The sequence below is a fragment of the Clostridium sp. AF50-3 genome (assembly GCF_003477445.1).
Taxonomy (GTDB): Bacteria; Bacillota; Clostridia; order Lachnospirales; family Lachnospiraceae; genus Otoolea; species Otoolea fessa.
Window position 1 is genome coordinate 219,144 of sequence record NZ_QUDH01000006.1, and the last position, 26,684, is coordinate 245,827.

A 26,684-nucleotide genomic window follows, 5' to 3' on the forward strand; every position below is an offset into this window, starting at 1 on the left:
TTTCGGAAATGTAATATTTTCTGGCGAAAATTTTTGTGTACAGGCGATGGGGATGGAGAAAAGAAAATCTGGATGTAAATTGATAAAAAACAGAAAAGGGCATACAAAATGTGATATAATGAGCGCAGAAGAAAAGAATGCGGCTGCGAAGCAGACATATTCTTTTCTTGCGCCATTAACGAACGAACAGCCATGCGAAGCAGGGCGGTGGAGCGCGATAGCGCGGGTTCGTGAGTGGACGGGTGAGAATACGTTCTTATGATATAATGAGCGCAAGTGAGCCAGAAAGCTGCTTGCAGATTTAAGGCGAACGGCGAATCGTGATATAATGTGAACACTTAGCGAGATGTTTTAAGGAGGTATCAGCATTCATGCGGGAAATTCCAAAGCCGGGCGAGCGGTACCGGCATTTTAAAAATAAAGAATATCAGATTCTGGCGGTGGCGACCCACTCGGAAACGGGGGAAAAGATGGTTGTCTATCAGGCGCTCTATGGAGAATATGGCGTCTGGGTTAGACCGCTTTCTATGTTTATGGAAGAGGTAGATCGGGTAAAATATCCGGAGGCGGCGCAGAGATACCGGTTTGAGCGGATTGCGGCGGGTCCGTGGGAAAATTCGAAACAGCAGGAAATAAGGACAACCAGAACGACTCATGTCGTAAATGAAGGTGTTCGCCGTTCGAAAATGTCTGACGCAGCCACTCATTCCTGGGACATACCGCAGGAGGAACCGGAGCTGCATCCGCTTGTGGCAGAATTTCTGGATCAGGAAACGACCGAGGGCAGGCTGGAAGTGCTCCAGAGAATGAGCGGCAAGGTGGACAAGCGGGATCTCGACAGTCTCTGCTTCTGTCTGGATATGAATCCGGTCGGTGGAAGCGTGGAGGAAGAGCTGGACGCGATCCGTCAGTGCATCCGGATGCAGCAGAGGTACGATGCACCGCGCCTGCGGTATGGAAAGTGAGCGGCTGTCTGGCAGAAGAGTCTGGGTAACTGTTCACGGGTAGGCACTTTTGGAACCGAAAGTGCCGTAAGAAAACGTGGTGGCAGCAGATTACAAAACAGGATGGTTTGAGATGTTTCAAATAGAAGAAGAACTGAAAAAACTGCCGGGGCAGCCGGGTGTTTATATTATGCACGATGCGAAGGACGCGATCATCTATGTCGGCAAGGCGATCAGCCTGAAAAACCGAGTCCGTCAATATTTCCAGAGCAGCCGGGATAAGACGGCGAAGATCAAGCAGATGGTCTCGAAGATAGCACGTTTTGAGTATATCGTGACGGATTCGGAGCTGGAAGCGCTGGTGCTGGAGTGCAACCTGATCAAAGAGCACCGCCCACGCTACAATACGATGCTCAAGGATGACAAGACGTACCCGTACATCAAGGTGACGGCTTCGGAGGAGTACCCGCGGATCTTGTTTTCACGCCAGATGAAAAAGGATAAAAATAAGTATTTTGGTCCTTTTACGAGCGCGGGAGCAGTCAAAGACACAATCGAGCTGATTCGGAAGATATACCGGATCCGGGCGTGCAGCCGGAAGCTGCCGCAGGATATGGGAAAGGACCGTCCGTGCCTCTATTACCATATTCACCAGTGCGACGCGCCATGTCAGGGGTATATTTCACAGGCAGATTATCAGAAATCGGTGAAGCAGGCGGTCGGTTTTTTAAATGGACAGTATGAGCCGGTCATGAAATATCTGGAAGAAAAGATGAGGACGGCGTCCGAGACGATGGAGTTTGAGAAGGCGATTGAGTACCGGGATCTGCTTGAAAGTGTCAGAAAGGTGGCGCAGAAGCAGAAGATTACGAGCCAGAGCATGGAAGATCGGGATATTATCGCGATGGCGAAGGATGAGCGCGATGCGGTTGTGCAGGTGTTTTTCGTGCGCGATGGCAAGCTTATTGGGCGGGAACATTTCCATATGAATCTGACCGGCTCGGAGAGCAAGGCAGAAATTTTAAACAGCTTCGTCAAACAGTTTTACGCGGGAACGCCGTTTGTGCCGCATGAGATCTGGGTGCAGGAGGAGTTAGAGGACGCGGAGGTTATCGCCAGCTTCCTGACGGCGCGCCGGGGACAGAAGGTGCGCTTTGTCGTGCCAAAGATGGGCGAGAAAGAGCGGCTGGTCGAGCTGGCGGAGAAGAATGCGAAGATGGTGCTCTCCCAGGATAAGGAGAAGATCAAGCGCGAGGAACTTCGGACGATCGGGGCGATGAACCAGATTGGATCGTGGATCGGACTTTCGGGAATCAAGCGGGTAGAAGCCTACGATATTTCCAATATCAGCGGTTTTGAGTCGGTCGGTTCGATGATTGTCTACGAAAATGGACGTCCGAAACGCAATGATTACCGCAAATTTCGCATCCGGACGGTGCAGGGACCGAACGATTACGCTTCAATGCGCGAGGTGCTGCTGCGGCGGTTTTCCCATGGCCTGGAGGAGACGAAGAAACTGCAAGCCGAGGGCGGCGATCTGGCGATGGGAAGTTTTACGCGTTTTCCAGATCTGCTGATGATGGATGGCGGACGCGGACAGGTTAATATCGCGCTGGAGGTATTAAGAGAGCTTCAGCTGGAAATCCCGGTCTGTGGCATGGTAAAGGATGATAACCACCGGACGAGGGGATTGTATTATCAGAATGTGGAAATTCCAATCGATCGCCATTCGGAAGGATTTCAGCTGATCACCCGGATTCAGGACGAGGCGCACCGGTTCGCGATCGAGTACCACCGGAGTCTCCGGGGCAAGGAGCAGGTGCGCTCCGTGCTGGATGATATCAAGGGCATCGGACCAGCGCGCCGTAAGTCTCTGATGCGGACGTTCAAGACGATCGAAGCAGTCCGGGAGGCGAGCGTGGAGGAGCTGGAAGCTGCGCCACAGATGAACCGGGCAGCTGCCGAGGCAGTCTATATATTTTTCCGTGATGACAAGCAGGGGAAGATGTGATAGGATGTAGACAATAGTAAAAATAAAAGGAGACAAAAGTATGGGTGGAGTGACGATAACAGAACTGATCGATAAGATGGGGCTTCGCAATATGACGCCGGAGCTGGAGACGGACAATGTTATGCTGGTGCATGCGGATGTGAACCGTCCGGCATTGCAGCTGACTGGATTTTTCGACCATTTTGACAAGGACCGTGTGCAGATCATCGGTTATGTGGAAAATGCGTACATCTCGACCCTGACTCCGCAGCGCCGCCGGGAAATGTTTGACAAACTGCTGTCTTCGGGTATACCATGTCTGGTATATAGCCGCGGCATGGCACCGGAGGAGGAAGTGCTGGAGCTGTGTAACCATTATGGGGTTCCGTGCATGGTATCGGAGAAGACGACTTCGGATCTGATGGCGGAGATCATCCGCTGGCTGAACGTCAAGATGGCGCCGATGATCAGCATTCACGGCGTACTGGTCGATGTATTTGGCGAGGGTGTCCTGATTATGGGCGAGAGCGGTATCGGCAAGAGTGAGGCAGCGCTGGAACTGATTAAGCGCGGTCACCGTCTCGTCAGCGATGATGTGGTCGAGATCCGCCGCGTCAGCGATGAAACCCTGATCGGTTCGGCACCGGATATTACCCGTCATTTCATCGAGCTTCGCGGTATCGGCATTATCGATGTCAAGACGCTGTTCGGTGTAGAGAGCGTAAAGGATACACAGTCGATTGACATGGTAATCAAGCTGGAAGAGTGGGATAAGGACAAGGAGTATGACCGCCTTGGCATGGAAGATCAGTATACCGAGTTCCTTGGCAACAAGATTGTATGCCATTCAATTCCGATCCGTCCGGGACGTAACCTGGCAATCATCGTAGAGTCGGCGGCAGTCAACTATCGTACCAAGAAGATGGGATATAATGCGGCGAAAGAACTGTACAAGCGGGTACAGGCGAACCTGGCAAGAAGAGATTAATGGAACGATTCACGCAGTCTGATTCGTGTGATTTAGTGCGGAAATCCCGACTTGCAAGGGATGGAGCCGTTATGAAATGAATAAAGGAAAATAGATATGTCTAATTTTTATCAGAAACTTTGTGATGCCATCGGCGCTGCTTCCGTGCGGGAGCAGGAGCCGATGAGCGCACATACGACCTTTCGGGCTGGTGGACCAGCCCGCTATTTTGTGACCCCGGAGGGCGAAAAAGAGCTGGCGGCAGTGCTGGCGGCGTGCCGGGAGGCAGAGAAAGCGTATTACATATTAGGAAATGGAAGCAATCTGCTTGTCAGTGATGCGGGCTATCCGGGCGTGATGATCCTTCTGGGAAGCCAGTTTACAGAGGTGGTCTGTCCGGAGGGAGAACCGGGCGTCTATGAGCTGGGCGCCGGTGTGCTGCTTTCGCGTGCCGCCAGGGAGGCGCAGAAAGATGGAATGACCGGATTTGAGTTTGCAGCCGGGATTCCTGGAACCGTGGGCGGCGCGGCGGTCATGAATGCGGGCGCTTACGGCGGAGAATTAAAGGATGTGCTGGAATCTGTGCGCGTGATGACGCCGGACGGCGAGGTAAAAGAGCTTAAAACGGAAGAACTGGATCTGGGTTACCGCCACAGCTGTATCCCGGAGCGCGGATATATCGTTTTATCGGCGCGGATCCGTCTGGAGAAAGGTGATCCGGAAGCGATCCGGGTGCGGATGGATGAACTGGCAGCCAAACGGCGGGAAAAACAGCCGCTGGAATATCCGAGTGCCGGAAGCACCTTTAAGCGCCCTGAGGGCTATTTCGCTGGAAAATTGATCGAAGATGCCGGACTTCGCGGCTATCAGGAGGGCGGCGCACAGGTGTCGGAGAAACACTGTGGTTTCGTTATCAACCGCGACCATGCGACGGCTTCGGACATCGCGGGGTTGTGTGGGACGGTGCAGAAGCGCGTGTATGAGCAGTTTGGGGTGAAACTGGAGACGGAAGTAAAGATGCTGGGCTTTTAAGATATTAAGATATATAGAGTATGGAAAAGGGAGGAACAATATGCGGCTTGTGATCGTAACCGGTATGTCGGGAGCCGGAAAGACGGCGGCACTGAAAATGCTGGAGGACATGGGATTTTACTGTGTTGACAATCTCCCGATCCCGCTGGTGGGAAAATTTGCGGAGCTGGTGCAGAGCAGCAGCGGGGAGGTAAGCTGTGCAGCGTTGGGAATCGATGTTCGCAGCGGCGACGAGCTGGCACAGCTGGAGGGAACACTGAATGATTGGAATAACATCCAGTTTCCGTATGAGATCCTGTTTCTGGATGCCAGCGATGAGGTGCTGATCAAGCGATATAAGGAAACGCGCCGTTCCCATCCGCTGGCAGGAAAAGAGCGGCTGGACCGCGGTATTGCGAAAGAGCGCCTGAAACTCGATTTCCTGAAAAAGCGGGCGGACTATATTCTGGACACCAGCACGCTTCTGACGCGAGAGCTCAAGGCGGAACTGGAACGGATTTTCATGGGGCGCGAGCGCTTTTCCAGCCTCTTTGTGACGATCTTAAGCTTTGGCTTTAAATATGGGATTCCGTCGGACGCGGATCTCGTGTTTGACGTCCGTTTTCTGCCGAATCCTTATTATGATGAGAATTTAAGAAGCCATACTGGCAATGAGAAGGCGGTGCAGGACTTTGTGCGCCGCGGCGGGACGGCAGACGTATTTTTGGATAAACTCTATGACATGATTGACTTCCTGTTTCCGTACTATGTAAAAGAAGGGAAGAATCAGCTTGTCATAGCCGTAGGATGTACCGGTGGAAAGCACCGTTCAGTTACGGTGGCGAACCGGCTCTATGAGCGCCTCAAGGAGCACTCGGAAATAGGGCTTAAACTGGAACATCGGGACATAGAGATGGATAACCGGACAAAAGGGTAAACGGAGGTAGAGGACTTTGTCATTTTCAGCCCGGGTAAAGGAAGAGCTGTCGCATCAGCTGAGCAAGGCGAGGCACTGCCAGATTGCAGAGCTGGCGGCGATTTTGAGCCTTTGCGGCAAGATTCATATTGATGAAGAGGATCATTTCAGCATACGGATCCACACGGAAAACGTAGCGGTTGCACGAAAATACTTTACATTATTGAAAAATACATTTAATATTAAGGCGGACATTTCGATCCGGCGCAATGCATTTTTAAAAAAGAGCCGTTCTTATACGCTTCTGGTGCGCGATCACGAAAATGCACTCCGGGTGCTGGAGGCGGTCAAGATGGTGGATGCGCAGGGAAATGTCGGGGAAAACCTTTCGGTGGTGCGGAATCTGGTGATTCAGAATGCGTGCTGCAAGAAGGCATTTATCCGGGGCGCTTTTCTGGCAGCCGGATCCTTAAGCGATCCGGAGAAATTTTACCATTTTGAGATCGTATGCGCGTCGCTTGAAAAGGCGGTGCAGCTTCAGAATGTGATTCTGACATTCGACATCGATGCGAAAATAGTTGTCAGAAAGAAGTATTATGTGGTATATATAAAAGAAGGCAGTCAGATTGTGGAACTTCTGGGGCTGATGGAAGCGCATGTGGCATTGATGGAGCTGGAAAATATCCGGATCCTGAAAGAAATGCGAAACAGCGTCAACCGTCAGGTCAACTGCGAGACTGCCAATATCAATAAGACTGTTTCGGCGGCAGTCAAGCAGCTTGCGGATATCACATACATCCGTGATACGGTCGGGCTGGATTACTTGCCGGAGCTTCTTTCAGAGGTAGCACAGGTTCGTCTGGAGATGCCGGATGCAACCTTGAAGGAATTGGGGGAGAATCTGAGCCATCCAGTTGGAAAATCGGGAGTCAATCACAGGCTCAGAAAGATAAGTGCAGTAGCTGAAAGTCTCCGCGAAGAGCGGGGCGAGTAAAGTTAGGTTATTGTTCACAGGCAGGAATTTCCCGGATGGAAAATTCCGTGCGATACAGTAGTGGCAGCGGATTTTGCCGTTTTTTTCGAGCGGGGCTCGATGAGGAGGATATTATGACAAGTAAGGAAATCAGAATTGGTTTGAGTTCAGGTCTGGAGGCACGTCCTGCGGCGATGCTGGTGCAGGTGGCAAGCCAGTATGAGAGCAGCATCTATGTGGAAAGTGAAGAAAAACGCGTCAATGCAAAGAGCATCATGGGCATGATGACGCTGGGACTGGCAGAGGGCGCGCACGTAAAGGTAACGGCTGATGGCAGCGACGAGGAGAGTGCGATCGAGGGAATTGAGAAATATCTGAGCAATCAGTAGAAATCCAGATTTCTGACCGTTTTTCGGAAAGAGACAGGGGACGTAACAGTTACACAAAACAAGAGCTTTGATAGACGAGGGGGTGTCGTTTCGCGGGAAATGGCAGTCCCTTAAAAGATCTGAATGGGAGGAAAAAGGTGGCATTTACACATCTGCATGTGCATACAGAGTACAGTCTGCTTGACGCATCGAGTAAAATAAAAGAACTGACCGCCCGGGCGAAGGAACTGGGGATGGACAGTCTGGCGATTACCGACCACGGCGTCATGTACGGCGTGATCGATTTTACCGGGCAGCCAGAGAAAATGGGATCAAGCCGATCATCGGCTGTGAGATCTATGTGGCGCCCGGATCGCGTTTTGACCGGGAGGCGGGAAGCGGCGAGGATCGCTATTATCATATGATTCTGCTGGCGGAAAATAATACCGGCTATCAGAATCTGATGAAGATCGTCTCCAAGGGTTTTGTCGAGGGATTTTATTATAAACCGCGTGTGGATGACGAGGTGCTGAGAACCTACCATGAAGGCATTATTGCACTCAGCGCGTGTCTGGCGGGCGAGATCCCGAGGTATTTGTCGAGAGGCATGTATGAGGAAGCGTGCAAGTCGGCGCAGAAATACCGCGATATCTTTGGACCGGACAATTTCTTTCTGGAATTGCAGGATCACGGCATCCCGGCGCAGCGGACGGTCAACCAGGGCTTGATGCGGATGAGCCAGGAACTGCAGATTCCGCTGGTGGCGACGAACGACTGCCACTATATTTATAAAGAAGATGTGGAATCGCACGATATTTTGCTCTGTATCCAGACGGGCAAAAAAGTCACGGACGAGAACCGGATGCGCTATGAGGGCGGGCAGTTCTATGTCAAATCCGAGGAGGAGATGCGTGCGCTGTTTCCGTATGCACAGGAAGCACTTGACAACACGCACAAGATCGCCGAGAGGTGCAATGTCGAGATCGAGTTTGGCGTGACGAAGCTGCCGCAGTATGATGTCCCGGACGGATATACGTCCTGGGAATATCTGCAGAAGCTCTGCGGGGAGGGCTTTCACAAGCGCTACCCGAACGACGATGGGACGCTGCGGGAGCGCCTGAGGTATGAGCTGGACGTTATCCATTCGATGGGATATGTCGATTATTTTCTGATTGTGTGGGATTTTATCCATTTTGCAAAATCAAACGGTATCATGGTCGGTCCGGGACGTGGTTCGGCGGCGGGCAGTATCGTCGCGTACAGTCTGGAGATCACGGACATCGACCCGATCCGCTATCAGCTGATTTTCGAGCGTTTCCTGAACCCGGAACGAGTTTCCATGCCTGATATCGACGTCGATTTCTGTTTCGAACGGCGTCAGGAGGTTATCGACTATGTCGTGCGGAAATACGGAAAAGACCGCGTCGTGCAGATTGTTACCTCGGTACGTTGGCGGCAAAGGGTGTCGTCCGCGACGTGGGGCGCGCGCTCGATATGCCGTATGCACAGTGTGATGCGATCGCAAAAATGATTCCGGGTGATCTCGGCATGACGCTAGACAAGGCGCTCAAAGCCAGTCCGGATCTGCGTGAGGCGTATGAGTCGGATGATTCGGTCAAATATCTGATCGACATGAGTAAACGTCTGGAGGGGCTGCCGAGACATACCTCCATGCATGCGGCGGGGGTTGTCATCAGCCGTGCGGCGGTCGATGAGTATGTGCCGTTGTCCAGGGCATCTGACGGTTCGATCACGACCCAGTTTACGATGACGACGCTGGAAGAGCTGGGACTTCTGAAAATGGATTTCCTGGGTCTTAGAACCCTGACGGTTATCCAGAATGCGGTTCGCCTGGTGGAGAAAACGACCGGAAAACCGCTTGATATAGATAAGATCGATTACAACGATAAAAAGGTGCTGGATTCGATTGGAACCGGCAAAAATGACGGTGTGTTCCAGCTGGAGAGTTCCGGCATGAAAGGATTCATGAAAGAGTTAAAGCCGGAAAACCTGGAGGATCTGATCGCCGGTATTTCCCTGTATCGTCCGGGTCCGATGGATTTCATTCCACGTTATCTGACAGGCAAAAATGACAAGGCTTCGATTGTCTATGAGTGCCCGCAGTTAGAACCGATTCTGGCGCCGACCTATGGCTGTATCGTCTATCAGGAGCAGGTTATGCAGATCGTGCGCGATCTGGCTGGCTATACCTGGGGACGAAGCGACCTGGTGCGCCGTGCGATGGCAAAGAAAAAAGCGGCAGTCATGGAGAAAGAACGCCAGAATTTCGTCTACGGCAATGCACAAGAGGGCGTAAAGGGCTGTATTGCGAATGGGATCGACGAGAAGACGGCGAACCATATTTACGATGAGATGATCGATTTCGCGAAATACGCCTTCAACAAGTCGCACGCGGCGGCATACGCGGTTGTCTCCTACCAGACAGCATATCTGAAATATTACCATCCGGTCGAATTCATGGCGGCGCTGATGACCTCGGTCAAGGATAATGTTACGAAGGTATCGGAATATATCATGAGCTGCCGTCAGATGGGGATGAAGATCATGCCGCCGGATATCAATGAGGGCGAGGGCGGCTTCTCCGTTTCGGACGGTGCGATCCGCTATGGTTTATCGGCGATCAAGAGTATCGGTCAGTCGGTGGTGGATGAGATCGTGCGGGAGCGGACCGAACATGGAAAATTCCGATCGCTGGAAGATTTCATTGACCGGATGTCGGGCAGGGAGGTCAATAAGCGCACATTGGAAAGCTTTATCAAATCCGGTGCGATGGACGGGCTGCCGGGAACCCGCAAGCAGAAATGTATGGTCTGCGGTTCGATGGTCGATCAGAAGAATAAAGAGAAGAAAAATACGATGGAAGGGCAGATGTCACTCTTTGATTTTGCAGCGGAAGAGGACAAGAAGAGTTTTCAGATCACATTTCCGAATGTCGGAGAGTATTCGAGGGAAGAATATCTGGCATACGAGAAAGAAATGCTGGGCGTCTACGTCAGCGGGCATCCGCTGGAGGAATATATCGGCACCTGGGAGAAAAATGTGACGGCGAAGAGCTCCGATTTTGTTGTGGATGAGGAGACAGGTTCGGCGGTGATTCACGACGGCGCGTATGTGACGATCGGCGGAATGATCACCGAGAAAACGGTTAAGACGACCCGGAATAACAAAATGATGGCGTTCCTGACGGTGGAAGATCTGGCGGGAAGTGTGGAAGTGCTGGTATTCCCGAAGGATTATGAAAAACGGCGCGATATGCTGATCAAGGATGAAAAAGTCTTTATCCGCGGGCGCGCATCGGTCGGCGATGAGCCGGTCGGAAAACTGATCTGCGAGCAGATTATCCCATTTTCGCAGGTGCCGCGCGAGCTGTGGATTCAGTATGCGGACAAGGATGCGTATCTGGCGGGAGAGAAAGAACTTCTCGACCTCCTGAAAACAAGTGATGGAAATGACACCGTGATCATTTACCTGGGACGTGAGCGCGCGAAAAAGGTTCTGCCGCGCAACTGGAATGTGCGGGCAGGCGAGGCGCTGGTGACGACGCTCAGCGAGATGCTGGGAGAGAAGAACGTCAAGGTGGTGGAGAAGCCGCTGGGGAAGATTTCTTCATAAGTGTTAAAATTTGCATTGGACATTAGAAGCTTTGGTAACTGGGCATGTATGTGTGAACAGTAACACGCTTTGGCGACATGTTAAAAAAATATCATAAAAAATCTTGAAATGACCTATAAAATGAATTACAATAAAATTGTTTGAAAATTGTGGTAGCACGCAGTGCAGAACAATTTGGTATCAGAAGGGTCAAAAGATTCGAAAATAAAACGGCTGGTTCACGGTTGGGGATGTGAAGCGGAAAGCCTTAGGACGGAGGAATAAGCGATGGCAAAAGAGGTTAAAACGATTGGTGTACTGACAAGCGGCGGCGATGCGCCGGGTATGAATGCAGCGATCCGTGCGGTGGTCCGGACTGCGATCAACAAGGGCATGAAGGTAAAAGGTATCATGCGTGGTTACGCTGGACTTTTGCAGGAAGAGATTGTGGACATGGACGGAACCAGCGTGGCAGATACGATTGGCCGTGGCGGTACGATCTTATACACAGCCCGCTGTCCGGAATTTATGACCGAGGAAGGTCAGAAGCGCGGTGCAGAAATCTGCCGCAAGCACAACATTGACGGTCTGGTCGTCATCGGCGGCGATGGTTCCTACCGCGGCGCCGGAAAGTTATCCGCGCTGGGAATCAATACGGTAGGTCTTCCGGGCACGATCGATCTGGATATTGCCTGCACCGATTATACGATCGGGTTTGATACCGCGATCAACACGGCGATGGAGGCGATCGATAAGGTAAGAGATACTTCCACCTCCCATGAGCGCTGCAGTATCATCGAGGTTATGGGACGCCACGCGGGATATATCGCCCTGTGGTGCGGTATTGCTAACGGCGCCGAGGATATTCTGCTTCCGGAGCGGTACGATGGCAATGAGCAGATGCTGATCAACCGCATCATCGATAACCGGAAACGCGGCAAGAGACATCATATTATCATTAATGCCGAGGGCATCGGACATTCCGCGTCGATGGCGAAGCGAATCGAGGCGGCAACCGGCATCGAGACACGTGCGACGATCCTTGGTTATATGCAGCGAGGCGGCGCGCGACCTGTAAAGACCGCGTCTATGCGTCCATCATGGGCGCCAAGGCGGTGGAGCTGCTGGAAAAAGGAAAGACCAACCGCGTGGTAGCGTATAAGCACGGCGAGTTTCTGGATTTTGATATTCAGGAGGCGCTGAATATGAAGAAGGATATTCCGGAAGATCAGTATGAGATTAGTAAGCTGCTGATTCGTTAAGGAATTTGATGGCTGCTTGTGAGATGGGCTGGCATATGAACGGAGAACAGGCTTCTCAGGGATAAAGGGAGAGCCTGCTCTCCGTTCGTGCGTCAGCCCTGTTTGTGGGCAATGGAAAATGAAACAGATGGAGGTGCAAGAAAATGGCAGAAATGCAGAATCCCAATACAGATGGGGACTCCACCGTACTCTGCGGTGCGAATTCGTATGTGGAAAAATATTATCTGAATGAGCAGTTTTCGGGGCTGCCGGAGTCAATTAAGCAGGAATTGCAGATCATGTGTGTTATGTACACAGAGGACATCGGCGGTATTATTTTGCTGGAGTTTATGCCGGATGGCAGACTGCAGTTTAAGGTTGAGGCGGAGGAGAATGATTACCTCTTTGACGAGATCGGAAGCGCGCTTAAAATCAAGCAGTATCAGGCGGAGAAGCGTGAGCTGCTGGAATCGCTGGAGCTGTATTATAAGGTGAAGGTGCTGGGAATCCCGGCGGACGAACTGTTAGACGACGAGCAGATGGAACGGTATTAGGAAGATTAGAAATAAAATGAAGATTGGAAACGTAGAATTAAAAAATGCAATCGCCCTTGCGCCGATGGCAGGTGTGACGGATCTGCCGTTCCGTCTGCTCTGTAAGGAGCAGGGATGTGGTTTGATGTACACGGAGATGGTCAGCGCGAAGGCGCTTCTTTATAAGAATCGCAATACAAAGCCGTTATTAGAGACGCGGCCGGAAGAAGAGCCGGTTGCGGTGCAGCTGTTTGGCTCAGATCCGGAGATCATGAGCGAGATGGCGCTGCAGCTGGAGGAAGGACCGTATGCCATCATCGACGTCAACATGGGTTGTCCGGTGCCAAAGATTGTCAATAACGGCGAAGGTTCGGCACTGATGAAGGATCCGAAGCTGGCAGAGCAGATTTTGACGGCGATGGTAAAGAAACTTCATAAACCGGTTACGGTCAAATTCCGCAAGGGATTTAATGATTCGAATATCAATGCGGTTGAGTTTGCGAAGATGGCAGAGAGCTGCGGCGTGGCGGCGGTAGCCGTGCATGGACGGACGAGAGAGCAGTATTATTCCGGAAAGGCGGACTGGGACATCATCCGTCAGGTCAAAGAGGCGGTTTCAATCCCGGTCTGGGGAAACGGTGATGTATTTACACCGGAAGATGCCAAGAGAATGAAGGAAGAAACCGGCTGCGACGGCATCATGGTGGCGCGCGGCGCGAAAGGAAATCCATGGCTGTTTAAACGGATTCTCCACTATCTGGAAACCGGAGAACTTCTGCCGCCGCCGACTGCGGAGGAAGTAAAGAGGATGATTGTCCGCCATGGGACGCTTCAGACGGAATTTCGCGGCGAGGAGATCGCAATGCGGGAGATGCGTAAGCACGTGGCATGGTATACGGCAGGATTTCCACATTCGTCGGCGCTTCGCAATGATATAAACCAGGTGGAGACGCTGGAGGAGCTGGAACGGCTGGTGGATGAGAGAATTTAAGAGAAGGATGAATGTGTGGAATCAAAACGATGGTTGTGTTACATGGATGGACGAAATCGAAAGGCACAGAAAAAGCACGAAAATGTAGGATTTTCCCTTGTTTTTAAAGCCATTATGGCACTTTGTGATTCTTGACATTACACCAAGAATCATGTATAATAGTGCGATGCAATTATTAGGGGATTCAATGATGAATCGATAGAAGGAAGGATAGCTGTCATGGCAGAAAAGAAGAACATTTTAACTTACACAGGATTGAAAAAGTATGAAGATGAACTTCATGATCTGAAAGTAAATAAACGCCAGGAGATCGCACAGAAGATCAAAGAGGCGAGAGAGCAGGGCGACCTGTCTGAGAACGCTGAGTATGATGCAGCAAAAGATGAACAGAGAGACATCGAGGCAAGAATCGTAGACCTTGAGAAACTGTTGAAAAACGCAGAGGTTGTTGTTGAGGATGAGATCGATCTGGATAAGATCAGCATCGGATGTCAGGTAAAGGTACTGGATGTCGAAGAGGATGAAGAGATGGAATTTAAGATCGTAGGTTCCACCGAGGCAAACAGCTTAGATGGTAAGATCTCCAACGAGTCTCCGGTTGGTCGTGCCCTGCTTGGCAAGAAAGCTGGCGAGACCGTAGACGTAGAGACACAGGCGGGCGTTATCCAGTACAAGATCCTGGACATCCAGCGAGTATCATAAAGAGACGAAGGAGTGAAAGAGAAAGTGGCAGAGCAGAATCAGCAGAATAAGAACGAGGAGAAGGACTTAAATCAGTTATTAAAGGTGCGCCGCGAGAAACTGAAAGACCTTCAGGACAACGGAAAGGATCCGTTCCAGATTACAAAATTTGATGTAACTGCACACAGCAGCGAGATCAAGGATAACTTTGAGCAGATGGATGGCAAAGAGGTTACGATCGCAGGACGTATGATGTCCAAACGTGTGATGGGTAAGGCATCTTTCTGCAATGTGCAGGATTTAAAGGGCAATATCCAGTCTTATGTTGCCAGAGACAGCGTAGGCGAAGAGGCTTATAGAGATTTCAAGAAGATGGATATCGGTGATATTGTCGGAATCAAAGGTACCGTATTCCGCACCAAGATGGGAGAGATCTCCGTTCACGCAGAGTCCATCGTACTGCTGTCCAAGAGTCTGCAGATTCTGCCGGAGAAATTTCACGGACTGACCAACACGGATATCCGTTATCGTCAGAGATATGTGGATCTCATCATGAATCCGGAAGTAAAAGACACCTTTGTAAAACGTTCTCAGATCCTCAAGGAGATCCGCAATTTCCTGGATGGACGCGGATTTATGGAAGTGGAGACCCCGATGTTGGTAGCTAATGCCGGCGGTGCGGCTGCACGTCCGTTTGAGACCCATTATAATGCTCTGGATGAAGATGTAAAACTGCGTATTTCTCTGGAACTCTACTTAAAGAGACTGATCGTAGGCGGCTTAGAGCGTGTTTACGAGATTGGTCGTGTATTCCGTAACGAGGGTGTTGATACCCGTCACAACCCGGAATTTACCCTGATGGAGCTGTATCAGGCATACACCGACTATGAGGGCATGATGGAACTGACCGAGAGTATGTTCCGCTACCTGGCTGAGAAAGTCTGCGGAAGCTCTGTCATCAGCTATAACGGCACTGTGATTGATATGTCCAAGCCGTTCGAGCGCATCACCATGATCGATGCAGTTAAGAAATACTCCGGCGTTGATTTCAACACTGTTAAAACTGACGAGGAAGCAAAGGCAATCGCAAGAGAGCACAATGTTGTATTTGAGGAGCGCCATAAGAAGGGTGATATCATCAATCTGTTCTTCGAGGAGTTCTGCGAGGAGAAGATGATTCAGCCGACCTTCGTTATGGATCACCCGGTTGAGGTATCTCCGCTGACCAAAAGAAAACCGTCCAATCCGGAGCTGGTTGAGCGCTTCGAGATGTATATCTACGGCCGCGAGATGTGTAACGCATACTCTGAGTTAAATGATCCGATCGATCAGAGAGAACGTTTCAAAGCACAGGAAGAGGCTTTTGCTGCTGGCGATGAGGAAGCAAATCATACGGATGAAGACTTCCTGAACGCACTGGAGATCGGTATGCCGCCGACAGGTGGTATCGGATACGGTATCGACCGTCTGGTTATGCTGCTGACCGATTCCCAGGCAATCCGTGACGTACTGCTGTTCCCGACAATGAAGTCTTAGACGCTAAGAAGGGCGAAGGGAAGGCTGAAAAGGCAGTAGAAAATGCTGCTGTGGCAGAGGAAAAGGTTGCAGAAAAGATTGATTTCTCCAACGTAAAAATCGAACCATTGTTTGAAGAAATGATTGATTTCGATACCTTTGCAAAGGCTGATTTCCGTGCAGTAAAGATTCTGGAATGTGAAGCAGTACCGAAGTCAAAGAAGCTTTTAAAGTTCACTCTGGATGACGGAACAGACCGGAAACGCACGATTTTAAGCGGTATTCACGAGTATTACGAGCCAGAAGATCTGATTGGCAAGACAGCGATTGCAATCGTAAATTTGCCTCCGAGAAAGATGATGGGCATTGATTCCGAGGGTATGCTGATTTCAGCAGTACACGAGGAAGATGGACATGAGGGATTAAATCTTCTCATGGTGAATGACCGGATTCCGGCAGGTGCGAAGTTGTACTAAGAATCAGAAAATCCATAGACTTTTATGAGTTTATCGAGTGTTTGACATCAAATTGACATCAAATTTGTGTCATTCGGTGGACTAATATGGACTGAAAAGGGATGTTTTAGAAATCAGAACCTTTCAAAACTTAATAGTTGAATGCTATTAAAAGGACATTTTCCAATAAAACGGAGAGTGTCCTTTTTCTGTTGTTATGGTCAAAACAAAATCAAAATAACACAAGGAGGGTTCTATTATGACAAGTACAGCGTTAGGAGCAGAAACCAAAAAGGAAGAAAAGATTATTTTTATCAGCGATGCACATGAGAAATTCTACTACGAGAAGTTAAAGGAAGTCCGGTATCAGGATGTTTACCACAAGGCACTCTGCTATTGTCTTGGGATCAGCGATGATACCAGAAGAAATGTTTACAGAATTTATGATTTCAAAACAGGATGCGTAATAACAGAGTGTTTACACGAAGGCTGGCAGACCAGTGGAAGTGTGAGAGTGATCAGAATGGCATTCAATCTGTATTGCAATGGAACACCAAGTGTTTCCGATTATGAAGATGCAGAAGAACAGGTGGACGAGTGCAGGCAGTACACGGTGGAGGAAATATTCTGCTGTGCTTATGCACCATATTTCTGGCAGGCAATTCAGATTCGGTATCCGGAATATGCCACATACAACCATAAGCTGTATGCCTTATTGGGAGGAACAGACTAATGTTAAAAGTCAGATTGATGGGAACAAAGAATGATATTAAGTGGTTCGGAAAGATTTTGCAGAGGAATCCGAAAGTGGAAGTAACGGAGTTTCCGAGATGTATCCGAATAAGGGAACGAAGAAATTTTACAGGGCGTATGTAGAAGTAAAGAAAAGAAACGTAGCAGAAAAATAGCAGAAAACAAAGGAGAATCTATCATGTGTAAAATAATCGCAATCGCAAACCAAAAAGGTGGTGTGGGCAAGACCACCACAACCAGTAATTTAGGCATAGGATTGGCAAAACAGGGCAAGAAAGTCCTGCTGATTGATGCCGATGCACAGGGCAGTCTGACAGACAGTCTTGGCTTCACAGAGCCGGACAAGCTAGAGGAAACACTTGCAACAGCACTTGGCAATATCATCAATGATGAAGATATGGAAGCGGATTATGGTATCCTGAAACACAAAGAGGGAATTGACCTGATGCCGGGAAACATTGAGCTTTCCGGTCTGGAAGTATCACTTGTAAATGTGATGAGCAGAGAGCTTGTGATGCGTTCCTACATAGAGCTGGTAAAGGATAATTATGATTATATTCTGATTGACTGTATGCCCTCTCTCGGCATGATTACTATAAACGCTTTTGCCTGTGCGGACAGTATTCTGATTCCAGTGCAGGCGGCATATCTTCCGGCAAAAGGGTTGCAGCAGCTTATTAAGACCATAGGAAAGGTCAGGAGACAGATTAACCCGAAGCTGATGATTGAGGGGATTCTGCTGACAATGGTGGATGCTCGAACCAATTATGCAAAGGACATTACTGCATTACTGGTGGAGAATTACGGTAGCAAGGTGCGGATATTTGAAAACAGTATTCCCATTTCCGTCCGTGCGGCAGAGATTTCCGCAGAGGGTGTCAGTATCTACGAACATGATCCGAAAGGCAAAGTAGCCGCTGCTTATCAGTCTTTGACGGAGGAGGTGCTTGGGAATGAGTAAAGCAGGAAGTGCCGCAAAGGTAAAATTAAGCAGTTATGATGATTTATTTGGAAATGCAGAAGAAAAGACAGGGAGCGAAGAGCAGATTATCAGAGCCAAGCTCACGGATTTGCATGAGTTTAGAAATCATCCGTTCCGTGTACTGGACGATGAAAAAATGGAAGAAACAACGGAAAGCATCAGTAAGTATGGGGTGCTCGTACCGGGAATTGCAAGACCGAGGGCAGAGGGTGGCTATGAAATCATAGCCGGACACCGCAGAAAACGAGGTTCAGAACGGGCAGGAAAAGAGGATATGCCTGTGATAGTCCGCAATTATACAGACGATGAAGCTACGATTATCATGGTGGATTCCAACATTCAGCGTGAGGACATTCTGCCAAGTGAGAAGGCGAAAGCTTATGCCATGAAATACGAGGCTATGAAGCATCAGGGCAGAAAAGGAAACGGAAATACGCTTGACGAGGTAGGAGAAGCTGCCGGAGAAAGCGGAAAGACGGTGCAACGGTATATCTGGCTTGCAAGGCTGTCCGATGAGCTGCTAGAGTTGGTTGACAGAAAGAAAATCGGTCTGGTACAGGGTGTTGACATTTCCTTTCTGTCGGAAGATGCACAACAGTGGGTGCTGGTAATCCTTGAGGAAAGCGGAGCAAATATTTCCACAGTACAGTCTGCCAAGCTGAAGGAATATGGGAAAAGCGGCGAACTGACGCTGCCGATGGTGCGTCTGATACTGACCGAGGAAAAGCCGAAAGAGAGGAAAGTTACAATCAAGTCTGAAAAAATCAGCCAGTTTTTTTCAGAGGAATACTCCAGCGAAGAGATTGAGGGGATTATCCTGCAATTATTGGAGGAATGGCAGAAGAAACAGTAAAGGGGGTGCGGTAAAATGGGTAAACAGATACAGTTTGATTATTACTATGGGATTGAAGCAGAACAGTTTTCCTTTTATCGTGTTCCTCGGTTGCTGATTAAAGACGAGCGTTTCAAGGGGCTTAGCAGCGATGCCAAGCTCCTGTACGGTCTGATGCTTGACCGTATGTCACTGTCTATGAAAAATGGCTGGTTGGATGAAGAAAACAGAGCTATATCATTTATACTCTTGATAATGTCATGGAGGATTTGGGATGTGCAAAAGCAACCTGTGTTAAGATTATGAAAGAGTTGGACAGTGATAATGGGATAGGATTGATCGAAAAGAAACGCAGGGGACTTGGAAAACCGGATATTATTTATGTAAAGAATTTTGCCACAATAGGAGAAGCAGAAGAAGAAACGCCTGCAAATGCTGATGTTTCCACAGAAGTTCAGGATTTGAACCTCAAGAGTTCTAAAAGTTATACTTCCAGAAGTTCAGAAACTGAACTTCAAGAGGTTCAAAAAGCAGACTTCCAGAAGTCTAAAAATTTTACTTCAAGAAGTACAATATCTGAACTTGCGGAAGTTCAAAAAGCAGACCCTAATTATACTAACTATAATCATACTAACCAGAGTAATATTGATAGGAATTATATCAATCCTATCAATCAATCCGGCAGTGAGTTGGAAGGGGAGATTGATGTGATGGAAGATGTCAATGCTTACATGGAAATCATCAAAGAGAATATTGAGTACGAACATCACATGAAATATGGCAGATGGCAGGACAAAGGGCTGTATGAGGAATTGTATGAGGTAATCTGCGAGATTGTATGTGTGAAGCATAAGACTGTTAAAATCGGTGGAAATGATTATCCATATGAGCTTGTAAAATCAAAGTTCCTCAAACTGAATAGCTCCCATTTGGAATATGTGATAGGATGTATGCAGGAAACAACTACGAAAATTGCAAATATCAAGGCATATATGGTAACAGCTCTTTATAATGCACCCTCAACGATGAATCATTATTATCAGCAGGAGGTACAGCATGATATGTACGGAGGTGGCTGGAATGAAAAGAATATTGGTTAAAATTGTGCTTCCGGTATCGTTGCTGGCAGTTTGGATGATAACCTGTTATCCGATTTGCAGAAAAGCAGAAGGATTTGATTTTTTCCTGTATTGGGTACTGGTCGGCTGTCCTTATGGGATCAGAAAAATGTGTATGATTCTCATACCAAAAAATTTCGGAATTGCAGGAAGTATAGGAATACTGGCACTGAACTGTATTGTAGGTGGTCTGATTGGCGGTGTGGTTGTAATTCTGAGAATGGTTATGGTGCTGATGGAGATAATAAAGATAATCAGTGATACTTCTGGACACGATGTCCAAAGGTGCAGATGAAAAGCGAAAATGAAAAAGGCATTGTTCATCAATCAGAACAACACCTTTAATTATCATCCGGGACGTATTCCATAATCTCTTCAATCCGGCAGTTAAGTATCTGGCAAAGCCTGTTTAAAATAAGCGTTTTTACAACAAGGTTCTGCCGAAGCCGCTGAAGCTGTGCTTTATCAATGCCATAATCTTTGATAAGCTGGTACTGGCTGATTCCTTTTTCCTTTAGCGTACGCCAAAGCGGATCGTATTTAATCATACTGAAAGCTCCTTTCCACACTTGTATTCTAAGTGCATGAAACATATAATAATATGGTGCGTGTACGCACCATAAAACATACAAGGAGAGTAAAAAGTTATGGAACATAATGAGTTTAAGGATCAGCTATACGAAGTATTAGATGAAAATGATGTGGCTTTAGGGATTGAGGATATAGATACCTCTGATGCCGCAAATATTTTTACAATAAAAACAAGGGACGGAAGTGTTTTTGAAATAGAAACACGGAAGATTGAATAAGAGGCAGCACGATGCCTCGAAACAGGAGGTTTGCAACTGTGGAGAAAAGTTACATTACAGACATAGAACGGGAACGGTGCAAAAAGGTTGCCGCAGCCTATGCAGAACTGTATGAGCTGGAAAGCATTTTGGTATTGGATGTAGGACGGTACGGTTTTGTGAAGCTGCAATATTACACACCGGAGTATGGATTTAATGATGTTATAACCTATACAGACAGTGAGAGTATGTTTGAGGACTTATGGCAGGAATGGCTTGATACCCGGCTCTATCTCTTCGCAAAGGGAACGCCGATGCTGGAAATGGGATATGAGGAAATCTTCAAATGTCTGCCGGAGGAAAAACAGAAAGAGCTTTTAGAGCAAAAAGCAGTATTTGCAAAAATGGCAGAAATAGAACTGAAATAAAACAGCGTCAGGGCAGTTATGAATTGAAAGATTTGTAGCTGCCCTTTTTTTATTGCTTTTGGACACGATGTCCAGAAGCGGAAAGGAGCAAAATGGAATCATTACGAGATGTAAAAAGAGTTATGGAACGGGAGATAGAGAAAGGGAGCTGCCCATTACAGTTTGAATATCTGGAATTTGGAGAAAAACCGTTTCAGTTCATAGAATCAGAGGAAAAGCTGAATGAGGTGCTTTCGTATTTGTTGCGGTTGGGGGAATATAGAGGATATACGGAGCATCTTGTAGGAAATAACGTGTATATGGATTTGGATATGTTGTGCCGGAAAATTCAGTTTAAGCGTACCCATTCCCCTGTGGAGCGTAGTGAAATCCAGTGGAAAATACAACGCTATAAAAATAAACTGAAACCGGACTATGCAGGTAAGGTTTGTTTAGAAATAGTGCAGTGCGTTTTCAGTCTGCCGGAAGGAGCAGCGGAGAAGTACCAGATTGTATATGATGGACAGAAAACCTATGCTTTTGCCATGTCAAATAAGTATATTCTGGGACTTTTTACTCATTGTGAAGCCGCAAGAAAATCTGCTGTGGAGGACGGTGTGGAGTTTGTACATCTGCCGGAGAATGAACAGAAAATCGTCAGTCTTGAAAATGTGAGGAATGTGTTGTTTCAGGCATTGCTGCTTGATAATGTTACGGTGGAGAATGGTCTGTTCCATGCACAGATGTGTACGGTTATGCTGTTGAAATAAATGTACCGGAAATATTTGATACAGGCATAAATTTTGTTATAATGGCTTTGAACAGAATTTGTCCGAAAGAGGGATTGTATGAAACCAAATCATCATTCACTGGCATATAAACAGCAGAAACAGCCGAATAAGACCTATAAGGATTTAAAACAGAAGCAGAAGATGAAAATAGCAGACTGGATGTTTCGGGAAACCTGCATTTTCTATAAGGAAAATGGAGAGATACCAAATGAGGAGGTAGCAAAGCAGATTATTGACCGGATTTATGAAAAACTGAAATCTCTTGCAATCTGGGTTCCGTATGAAGAGGTTTACCGAGCATATCTTTTAAAATTGCCACGATATGAGCTTCGTATTGCGGAAAATGGGATACCGGAAGAAAAGCCGCCGAAGGAGAAAAAGGAGGATGTGCCGAAAAAGAAAAAGGGAAGCAGTAATAAGCGGTGTCCGGTATGCGGCAGGAGAATGAAACAGCAGTTTATTGGTTTGCAGCATTGCAAATGTGGAATGAGCTGGAAAAAGGACATCGGCTTTTTTGAGCGAACCGGAGATATGGTGTTTGCCTTGGAGCGGAGAAAAATAGGAAATAAACAAAAACAGTGCCCTGTCATTCGATATAAGGAATAGGGCATGGAAAAACAGAAAACAGCGTCAGGGCAGTTATGAGTCGAAAGATTTGTAGCTGCCCTTTTTTATTGCTTTTGGACACGATGTCCAGAAGCCGGATGGAGGTCAGATGAAATGAAAAAGAGAGAATTTCAGAAAAAAGCAGCCGCAGCGTTATTGGGAAAACTGGCAGATGTTGTGATGGAACTGGAAGAAAATCCAAACATCACAATAACGTCGGAGTATCATAGTAGCTATTTTAAATTGAGAAAGAATTACAATCTGATTCAGATTTCGGTCAAGCAGACAGGAGAGCTGACGTATCAGTTGACGGATATGCTGGGAAACACAGGCAGAAGTCAGATTTATGTACAATATCATGCTGGAGATGATCCGGAACATTTGATAAAGAAGTTTGTTGAGGATTTTGGGCGGCTTTATAAGGATTTTCTTTTAGCGGGAACGCTGCATGATTTTGTTCGTATCCAGTTATCTGTGGATGCAGATACAGAGGAAGCATTAAGGGAGTACGAGGACTGTATCAGAGCAGGCTGCCTGTAAATCAGAATTTTTGGACACGATGTCCAGAAGCGGAAAGGAGAGAACATGAAATATTTACTACATCGGCTGCTTGTTCCGCCCTGAAGGAACAGCAGTAAAAAGGAAAGAAGGAGGTACAGATGCAGGAAGAAGTAACGCAGAAAACAATCGCCCTTGTGATTAAGGCTGCAAAGCTGGATGCCAATATCCTGAAATCTGCCATGAGAATGTATCTGAATCATTGCAGAAAACAGGCACAGAAAACGCATGGGAAAGTGTCGGTTAAGGAACTGGTGGGCGAGGGTGCAGGTGCTTCATCCATTGAAATCACAGATGGCAATATCAAATCCTTTGAGCGGGTAGCTCGTAAATACAATGTTGATTTTGCTGTGAAAAAGGATAAGACCACCGAGCCACCGAAGTATCTGGTATTTTTCAAGGGCAGGGATGCCGATGCTGTGGCACAGGCATTTAAGGAATTTGTTTATGGAAATGAGAAAAAGAACAGTAGGACTTCTGTAAGGCAGAAATTAAAGCATTTCCGGGATGTGGTATCAAAGGATCAGAACAAAGAACGGAGCCGGGAAAAGAATAAGGACAGGGGGCAGAGCCTATGACTAATATCATAGCAGGCATTACCAAAGATTTAAATGCTGTCCCCAAAAAGCTGAAGGAAAAAGCAAAAAGTGCAGATGTTAAAAAGCTGATACTGCTGAATCTTCCCTATGTGCTTGCCGGGTACTTCTGTAATAAGGCAGCATTTTTATGGAGAGTGGCAGAGGGCAGTAATGCGTCTGACAAGATGATGGTAGTAATGAGCCAAATGGACAGGATGTTTTCCAATCCGTTCCCTAGTTTTTTTCTGAGTGATTTGCTGATTGGAATCGCCGGAGGCGTTGCCTTAAAATTCATTGTTTATTATAAGGCGAAGAATGCCAAGAAATTCCGGCAGGGTGTGGAATACGGTTCTGCACGGTGGGGGAATGCCAAAGATATAGAGCCATATATGGATTCTGTATTTGAAAATAATATTCTTCTGACCGCTACGGAGCGTCTGATGATGTCCGGCAGACCGAAAGAACCGAAGTATGCAAGAAATAAAAATATTCTTGTGATTGGCGGTTCCGGCTCCGGTAAAACAAGATTTTTCGTGAAGCCGAACCTGATGCAGATGCACTCGTCCTATTGCGTCACTGACCCGAAAGGCACAATCTTAGTGGAATGTGGGAAGATGCTGAAGCGGGGCAAGTATAAGATTAAAGTCCTCAACACCATAAACTTTGCAAAATCCATGCATTATAATCCATTTGCTTATCTGCGGAGCGAAAAGGACATTTTGAAACTCGTCAACACAATCATAGTCAACACAAAAGGAGAGGGGCAGCAATCCGGTGAGGACTTTTGGGTCAAAGCAGAAAAACTCTATTATACAGCATTGATTGCATACATCTGGTACGAAGCACCGGAGGAAGAACAGAATTTCGCCATGCTGATTGATATGATTGATGCAAGTGAAGCAAGAGAGGACGATGAAAACTTCAAAAATGCTGTTGATCTGCTCTTTGAGGAGCTGGAGGAAAAAGACCCGAACCATTTTGCTGTAAGGCAGTATAAGAAATATAAGCTTGCGGCAGGAAAAACAGCGAAGTCGATTCTGATTAGCTGCGGTGCGAGGTTAGCACCATTTGATATAAAAGAGCTGCGTGACCTGATGGAATATGATGAACTGGAGCTTGACACGCTGGGAGAGGAAAAAACAGCGTTGTTCGTTATTATTTCTGATACAGATGCTACGTTTAACTTTGTGGTGTCTATCATGTATTCCCAGCTCTTTAATTTGCTTTGCGACAAGGCAGACGATGTTTATAACGGAAGGCTCCCGGTTCATGTGCGTATGCTCCTTGATGAGTTTGCGAACATCGGGCAGATTCCACAGTTTGAGAAGCTGATTGCTACGATCCGAAGCAGGGAAATATCAGCTTCTATTATTTTGCAGTCAAAATCACAGCTCAAAGCGATTTACAGGGACAATGCCGATACCATAGAGGGCAACTGCGACACTACGCTGTTTCTCGGAGGAAAGGAAAAGACCACCCTAAAGGAATTAGCAGAGGTATTGGGGAAAGAAACCATTGACCTGTACAACACCTCGGATACGAGGGGGACGAGCCAGTCCTACGGTCTGAATTACCAAAAGACCGGAAAGGAACTGATGAGCCAAGATGAGATTGCTGTCATGGATGGCGGGAAATGTATTATGCAGCTTAGAGGTGTCAGACCATTTTTCTCGGATAAATTCGATATAACGAAGCACAAGCGGTACAAAGAGCTGTCCGATTATGACAAGAAAAATGCCTTTGATATGGAACAGTATGTGAAACATCTGCACCACTTGAAGGTCACAGAAAAGACAAAGGTAGATGAAGCCTTTGAATGCGGGGAGATTTCCCCGGATACAACTGAATAGGAACATTTGGACACGATGTCCAGAGGTACAGGAGTTTTGCGGATAGAAAGCAATGCTCCTTATTTTTGACAAAAATAAATTTTCGGAAAGAACGAGGTAACTGAATATGGCATTTTTTACATCAGCAGTAACAGGATTAAAGACCGTTGTAACCGCAATCGGAGCAGGCGTGGCAGTATGGGGCGTTATCAATCTTCTTGAGGGATACGGAAATGATAACCCAGGGGCAAAATCACAAGGGGTCAAGCAGTTTATGGCTAATTAAAGGGAACAAAAAGAAAGGAAAAGCACAATCCAGACGGTATCAGCGGCAGGATACAAGAATAAATTGTGATTACACAAGATTGGTGTTATAATAAGAGAAAAGTTCCTGCCGGGGCAGCCGCCCCGGTGGTATGGATAAAAAGGCAGGAAAACAATATGCACATCAGCTATAAACCACTCTGGCATACACTGTTAGAGCGTGATATGAGAAAAGAAGATTTAAGGCTTGCCGCCGGTATGACAACGAATATGATTGCCAACATGAGCAAAGAGGGAAAGCACATCAGCATGGATACATTGGCCCGTATCTGCGAAACGCTGAATTGTGAGATTACCGATGTGATTGAGTTAGTACCAGACGAGCCTGCTTCCACAGGAGGTAAGGAACATGAGCGAATTGAAACCAAGAATAACGGAAAACGGAATTGATTATATCCTTGTCGGAGATTACTATATCCCAGATTTGAAGCTGCCGGAGGAACACCGCCCTATCGGAAAGTACGGACGGATGCACCGGGAATATTTAAGAGAAGCCCACCCAGCCAGATTGAACACATTGACACTGACCGGGGAGTTATGGACATATCTTGCAGACCTGAACGAACAGGCACAGGAACGGTTAGACACCATCATGGAGCAGATGAAGGCTGCCGATGGTGTGACCGAGGAATTGAAGCGTACCCATCAAATGGAATGGGTGCAGCGTTGCAATAACATTCACAACCGGGCAGAAGAAATTATTTTGCAAGAGATGATTTATTCATAACGGTATGGTAGAATGATTATGACAAATCGAAAGTTGACAAGGAGTTTTGATAGCGTGAAAAAAAATGGAAGAAGTTTTAATTGATGATAATATGGTTTTTGATATTGATAATTTAAAAGGATTTCTTAATGATACCAGTTCATTTGGGTTTATAGCTAAAGAAAATAATAAAATTATAGGATTTGCATATTGCT

At 47.4% G+C, this 26,684-nt stretch carries 27 protein-coding genes and 5 pseudogenes; 31 read left to right on the forward strand and 1 reads right to left on the reverse strand.

Annotated elements, in window-relative coordinates:
* The first annotated feature begins 371 nt into the window (after positions 1–371).
* From DW085_RS09210 to DW085_RS09295, 20 genes and pseudogenes are all read left to right on the forward strand, one after another.
* Complete coding sequence (locus DW085_RS09210) at positions 372–965, forward strand: DUF1653 domain-containing protein (protein WP_022359296.1); 594 nt, start codon at positions 372–374, stop codon at positions 963–965.
* Between the two features lie 112 nt (positions 966–1,077).
* Positions 1,078–2,955: an excinuclease ABC subunit UvrC gene (gene uvrC / locus DW085_RS09215; RefSeq protein WP_118467289.1), complete on the forward strand. Its 1,878-nt coding sequence runs from the start codon at positions 1,078–1,080 to the stop codon at positions 2,953–2,955.
* Between the two features lie 40 nt (positions 2,956–2,995).
* Positions 2,996–3,922: an HPr(Ser) kinase/phosphatase gene (gene hprK / locus DW085_RS09220; RefSeq protein ID WP_022359298.1), complete on the forward strand. Its 927-nt coding sequence runs from the start codon at positions 2,996–2,998 to the stop codon at positions 3,920–3,922.
* Between the two features lie 96 nt (positions 3,923–4,018).
* Positions 4,019–4,933 (forward strand): UDP-N-acetylmuramate dehydrogenase, encoded by a 915-nt coding sequence (murB, locus tag DW085_RS09225; RefSeq protein WP_118467291.1) that lies wholly within the window; start codon positions 4,019–4,021, stop codon positions 4,931–4,933.
* Between the two features lie 40 nt (positions 4,934–4,973).
* On the forward strand, positions 4,974–5,849 hold the full coding sequence (rapZ, locus tag DW085_RS09230) for an RNase adapter RapZ (RefSeq protein WP_022359300.1): 876 nt from the start codon (positions 4,974–4,976) through the stop codon (positions 5,847–5,849).
* Between the two features lie 16 nt (positions 5,850–5,865).
* Positions 5,866–6,822 (forward strand): DNA-binding protein WhiA, encoded by a 957-nt coding sequence (gene whiA, locus DW085_RS09235; protein WP_022359301.1) that lies wholly within the window; start codon positions 5,866–5,868, stop codon positions 6,820–6,822.
* A 113-nt stretch (positions 6,823–6,935) separates the two neighbouring features.
* Complete coding sequence (locus DW085_RS09240; RefSeq protein WP_107001048.1) at positions 6,936–7,190, forward strand: HPr family phosphocarrier protein; 255 nt, start codon at positions 6,936–6,938, stop codon at positions 7,188–7,190.
* A gap of 137 nt (positions 7,191–7,327) precedes the next feature.
* Positions 7,328–10,802: pseudogene (locus DW085_RS09245) on the forward strand (DNA polymerase III subunit alpha).
* Between the two features lie 267 nt (positions 10,803–11,069).
* Positions 11,070–12,043, forward strand: a pseudogene (pfkA, locus tag DW085_RS09250) (6-phosphofructokinase).
* Between the two features lie 143 nt (positions 12,044–12,186).
* Entirely contained in the window at positions 12,187–12,576 is a 390-nt protein-coding gene (locus tag DW085_RS09255) for a DUF6145 family protein (RefSeq protein WP_243033985.1), read from the forward strand.
* Positions 12,577–12,592: 16 nt separating this feature from the next.
* Positions 12,593–13,546, forward strand: a complete 954-nt coding sequence (dusB, locus tag DW085_RS09260) for a tRNA dihydrouridine synthase DusB (RefSeq protein WP_117795850.1) — start codon at positions 12,593–12,595, stop codon at positions 13,544–13,546.
* A 219-nt stretch (positions 13,547–13,765) separates the two neighbouring features.
* Positions 13,766–14,248, forward strand: coding sequence for a transcription elongation factor GreA (gene greA / locus DW085_RS09265; RefSeq protein ID WP_107001044.1), 483 nt, complete (start codon positions 13,766–13,768; stop codon positions 14,246–14,248).
* Positions 14,249–14,272: 24 nt separating this feature from the next.
* Positions 14,273–16,218 (forward strand): annotated as a pseudogene (lysS, locus tag DW085_RS09270) (lysine--tRNA ligase).
* A gap of 238 nt (positions 16,219–16,456) precedes the next feature.
* Entirely contained in the window at positions 16,457–16,930 is a 474-nt protein-coding gene (locus DW085_RS09275; RefSeq protein ID WP_002596299.1) for a DUF6075 family protein, read from the forward strand.
* Entirely contained in the window at positions 16,930–17,073 is a 144-nt protein-coding gene (locus tag DW085_RS19125) for a hypothetical protein (RefSeq protein WP_182430847.1), read from the forward strand. Before DW085_RS09275 ends, DW085_RS19125 begins: the two co-directional genes overlap by 1 nt.
* 55 nt (positions 17,074–17,128) lie before the next feature.
* Positions 17,129–17,911 (forward strand): AAA family ATPase, encoded by a 783-nt coding sequence (locus DW085_RS09280; RefSeq protein ID WP_002596301.1) that lies wholly within the window; start codon positions 17,129–17,131, stop codon positions 17,909–17,911.
* Positions 17,904–18,785, forward strand: a complete 882-nt coding sequence (locus DW085_RS09285) for a ParB/RepB/Spo0J family partition protein (RefSeq protein ID WP_002596302.1) — start codon at positions 17,904–17,906, stop codon at positions 18,783–18,785. Before DW085_RS09280 ends, DW085_RS09285 begins: the two co-directional genes overlap by 8 nt.
* A 15-nt stretch (positions 18,786–18,800) precedes the next feature.
* Positions 18,801–19,070: a replication initiator protein A gene (locus DW085_RS20550; RefSeq protein WP_347475039.1), complete on the forward strand. Its 270-nt coding sequence runs from the start codon at positions 18,801–18,803 to the stop codon at positions 19,068–19,070.
* Complete coding sequence (locus tag DW085_RS09290) at positions 19,025–19,864, forward strand: DUF6017 domain-containing protein (RefSeq protein ID WP_347475040.1); 840 nt, start codon at positions 19,025–19,027, stop codon at positions 19,862–19,864. Before DW085_RS20550 ends, DW085_RS09290 begins: the two co-directional genes overlap by 46 nt.
* On the forward strand, positions 19,845–20,177 hold the full coding sequence (locus tag DW085_RS09295) for a DUF6050 family protein (protein ID WP_038259775.1): 333 nt from the start codon (positions 19,845–19,847) through the stop codon (positions 20,175–20,177). The genes DW085_RS09290 and DW085_RS09295 overlap by 20 nt, the downstream gene beginning before the upstream one ends.
* Positions 20,178–20,223: 46 nt before the next feature.
* Here DW085_RS09295 and DW085_RS09300 read toward each other — a convergent pair whose 3' ends face one another.
* On the reverse strand, positions 20,224–20,430 hold the full coding sequence (locus tag DW085_RS09300) for a helix-turn-helix transcriptional regulator (RefSeq protein WP_002596305.1): 207 nt from the start codon (positions 20,428–20,430) through the stop codon (positions 20,224–20,226).
* Positions 20,431–20,529: 99 nt separating this feature from the next.
* Between DW085_RS09300 and DW085_RS19130 the strand changes: the two genes are divergently transcribed.
* From DW085_RS19130 to DW085_RS09350, 11 genes and pseudogenes are all read left to right on the forward strand, one after another.
* On the forward strand, positions 20,530–20,691 hold the full coding sequence (locus tag DW085_RS19130) for a hypothetical protein (protein ID WP_002596306.1): 162 nt from the start codon (positions 20,530–20,532) through the stop codon (positions 20,689–20,691).
* A gap of 38 nt (positions 20,692–20,729) precedes the next feature.
* Positions 20,730–21,098: a hypothetical protein gene (locus DW085_RS09305; RefSeq protein ID WP_014081156.1), complete on the forward strand. Its 369-nt coding sequence runs from the start codon at positions 20,730–20,732 to the stop codon at positions 21,096–21,098.
* A 92-nt stretch (positions 21,099–21,190) separates the two neighbouring features.
* Complete coding sequence (locus DW085_RS09310; protein ID WP_002596308.1) at positions 21,191–21,847, forward strand: hypothetical protein; 657 nt, start codon at positions 21,191–21,193, stop codon at positions 21,845–21,847.
* Between the two features lie 78 nt (positions 21,848–21,925).
* Complete coding sequence (locus tag DW085_RS09315; protein ID WP_002596309.1) at positions 21,926–22,474, forward strand: hypothetical protein; 549 nt, start codon at positions 21,926–21,928, stop codon at positions 22,472–22,474.
* Positions 22,475–22,588: 114 nt separating this feature from the next.
* Positions 22,589–23,014: a hypothetical protein gene (locus DW085_RS09320; RefSeq protein ID WP_002596310.1), complete on the forward strand. Its 426-nt coding sequence runs from the start codon at positions 22,589–22,591 to the stop codon at positions 23,012–23,014.
* Between the two features lie 119 nt (positions 23,015–23,133).
* Positions 23,134–23,610, forward strand: a complete 477-nt coding sequence (locus tag DW085_RS09325; protein ID WP_002596311.1) for a PcfB family protein — start codon at positions 23,134–23,136, stop codon at positions 23,608–23,610.
* Entirely contained in the window at positions 23,607–25,460 is a 1,854-nt protein-coding gene (locus DW085_RS09330) for a VirD4-like conjugal transfer protein, CD1115 family (RefSeq protein ID WP_118492350.1), read from the forward strand. The genes DW085_RS09325 and DW085_RS09330 overlap by 4 nt, the downstream gene beginning before the upstream one ends.
* Before the next feature lie 106 nt (positions 25,461–25,566).
* A pseudogene (locus DW085_RS09335) lies at positions 25,567–25,719 on the forward strand (Maff2 family protein); the annotation flags it as partial.
* Positions 25,720–25,790: 71 nt separating this feature from the next.
* Positions 25,791–26,153 carry a helix-turn-helix domain-containing protein gene (locus DW085_RS09340; RefSeq protein ID WP_306767393.1) on the forward strand — a complete coding sequence of 121 codons (363 nt, stop codon included), beginning with the start codon at positions 25,791–25,793 and terminating at the stop codon, positions 26,151–26,153.
* The gene (locus tag DW085_RS09345; RefSeq protein ID WP_003533403.1) at positions 26,113–26,490 is read left to right on the forward strand and encodes a TnpV protein; all 378 of its coding nucleotides are present in this window, start codon (positions 26,113–26,115) and stop codon (positions 26,488–26,490) included. Before DW085_RS09340 ends, DW085_RS09345 begins: the two co-directional genes overlap by 41 nt.
* Positions 26,491–26,554: 64 nt before the next feature.
* Positions 26,555–26,684: pseudogene (locus tag DW085_RS09350) on the forward strand (GNAT family N-acetyltransferase); the annotation flags it as partial.

Coding starts and splice junctions, on each gene's coding strand:
- DW085_RS20550 (WP_347475039.1), top strand. CDS start 18,801: ATGGGTAAACAGATACAGTTTGATTATTACTATGGGATTGAAGCAGAA.
- DW085_RS09285 (WP_002596302.1), top strand. CDS start 17,904: ATGAGTAAAGCAGGAAGTGCCGCAAAGGTAAAATTAAGCAGTTATGAT.
- DW085_RS09280 (WP_002596301.1), top strand. CDS start 17,129: ATGTGTAAAATAATCGCAATCGCAAACCAAAAAGGTGGTGTGGGCAAG.
- DW085_RS09255 (WP_243033985.1), top strand. CDS start 12,187: ATGGCAGAAATGCAGAATCCCAATACAGATGGGGACTCCACCGTACTC.
- DW085_RS09300 (WP_002596305.1), bottom strand. CDS start 20,430: ATGATTAAATACGATCCGCTTTGGCGTACGCTAAAGGAAAAAGGAATC.
- DW085_RS09330 (WP_118492350.1), top strand. CDS start 23,607: ATGACTAATATCATAGCAGGCATTACCAAAGATTTAAATGCTGTCCCC.
- DW085_RS09240 (WP_107001048.1), top strand. CDS start 6,936: ATGACAAGTAAGGAAATCAGAATTGGTTTGAGTTCAGGTCTGGAGGCA.
- DW085_RS19130 (WP_002596306.1), top strand. CDS start 20,530: ATGGAACATAATGAGTTTAAGGATCAGCTATACGAAGTATTAGATGAA.
- DW085_RS09345 (WP_003533403.1), top strand. CDS start 26,113: ATGAGCGAATTGAAACCAAGAATAACGGAAAACGGAATTGATTATATC.
- murB (WP_118467291.1), top strand. CDS start 4,019: ATGTCTAATTTTTATCAGAAACTTTGTGATGCCATCGGCGCTGCTTCC.
- DW085_RS09320 (WP_002596310.1), top strand. CDS start 22,589: ATGAAAAAGAGAGAATTTCAGAAAAAAGCAGCCGCAGCGTTATTGGGA.
- DW085_RS09295 (WP_038259775.1), top strand. CDS start 19,845: ATGAAAAGAATATTGGTTAAAATTGTGCTTCCGGTATCGTTGCTGGCA.
- hprK (WP_022359298.1), top strand. CDS start 2,996: ATGGGTGGAGTGACGATAACAGAACTGATCGATAAGATGGGGCTTCGC.
- DW085_RS09315 (WP_002596309.1), top strand. CDS start 21,926: ATGAAACCAAATCATCATTCACTGGCATATAAACAGCAGAAACAGCCG.
- DW085_RS09310 (WP_002596308.1), top strand. CDS start 21,191: ATGGAATCATTACGAGATGTAAAAAGAGTTATGGAACGGGAGATAGAG.
- greA (WP_107001044.1), top strand. CDS start 13,766: ATGGCAGAAAAGAAGAACATTTTAACTTACACAGGATTGAAAAAGTAT.
- DW085_RS19125 (WP_182430847.1), top strand. CDS start 16,930: ATGTTAAAAGTCAGATTGATGGGAACAAAGAATGATATTAAGTGGTTC.
- dusB (WP_117795850.1), top strand. CDS start 12,593: ATGAAGATTGGAAACGTAGAATTAAAAAATGCAATCGCCCTTGCGCCG.
- DW085_RS09325 (WP_002596311.1), top strand. CDS start 23,134: ATGCAGGAAGAAGTAACGCAGAAAACAATCGCCCTTGTGATTAAGGCT.
- uvrC (WP_118467289.1), top strand. CDS start 1,078: ATGTTTCAAATAGAAGAAGAACTGAAAAAACTGCCGGGGCAGCCGGGT.
- DW085_RS09275 (WP_002596299.1), top strand. CDS start 16,457: ATGACAAGTACAGCGTTAGGAGCAGAAACCAAAAAGGAAGAAAAGATT.
- DW085_RS09210 (WP_022359296.1), top strand. CDS start 372: ATGCGGGAAATTCCAAAGCCGGGCGAGCGGTACCGGCATTTTAAAAAT.
- DW085_RS09290 (WP_347475040.1), top strand. CDS start 19,025: ATGGAGGATTTGGGATGTGCAAAAGCAACCTGTGTTAAGATTATGAAA.
- rapZ (WP_022359300.1), top strand. CDS start 4,974: ATGCGGCTTGTGATCGTAACCGGTATGTCGGGAGCCGGAAAGACGGCG.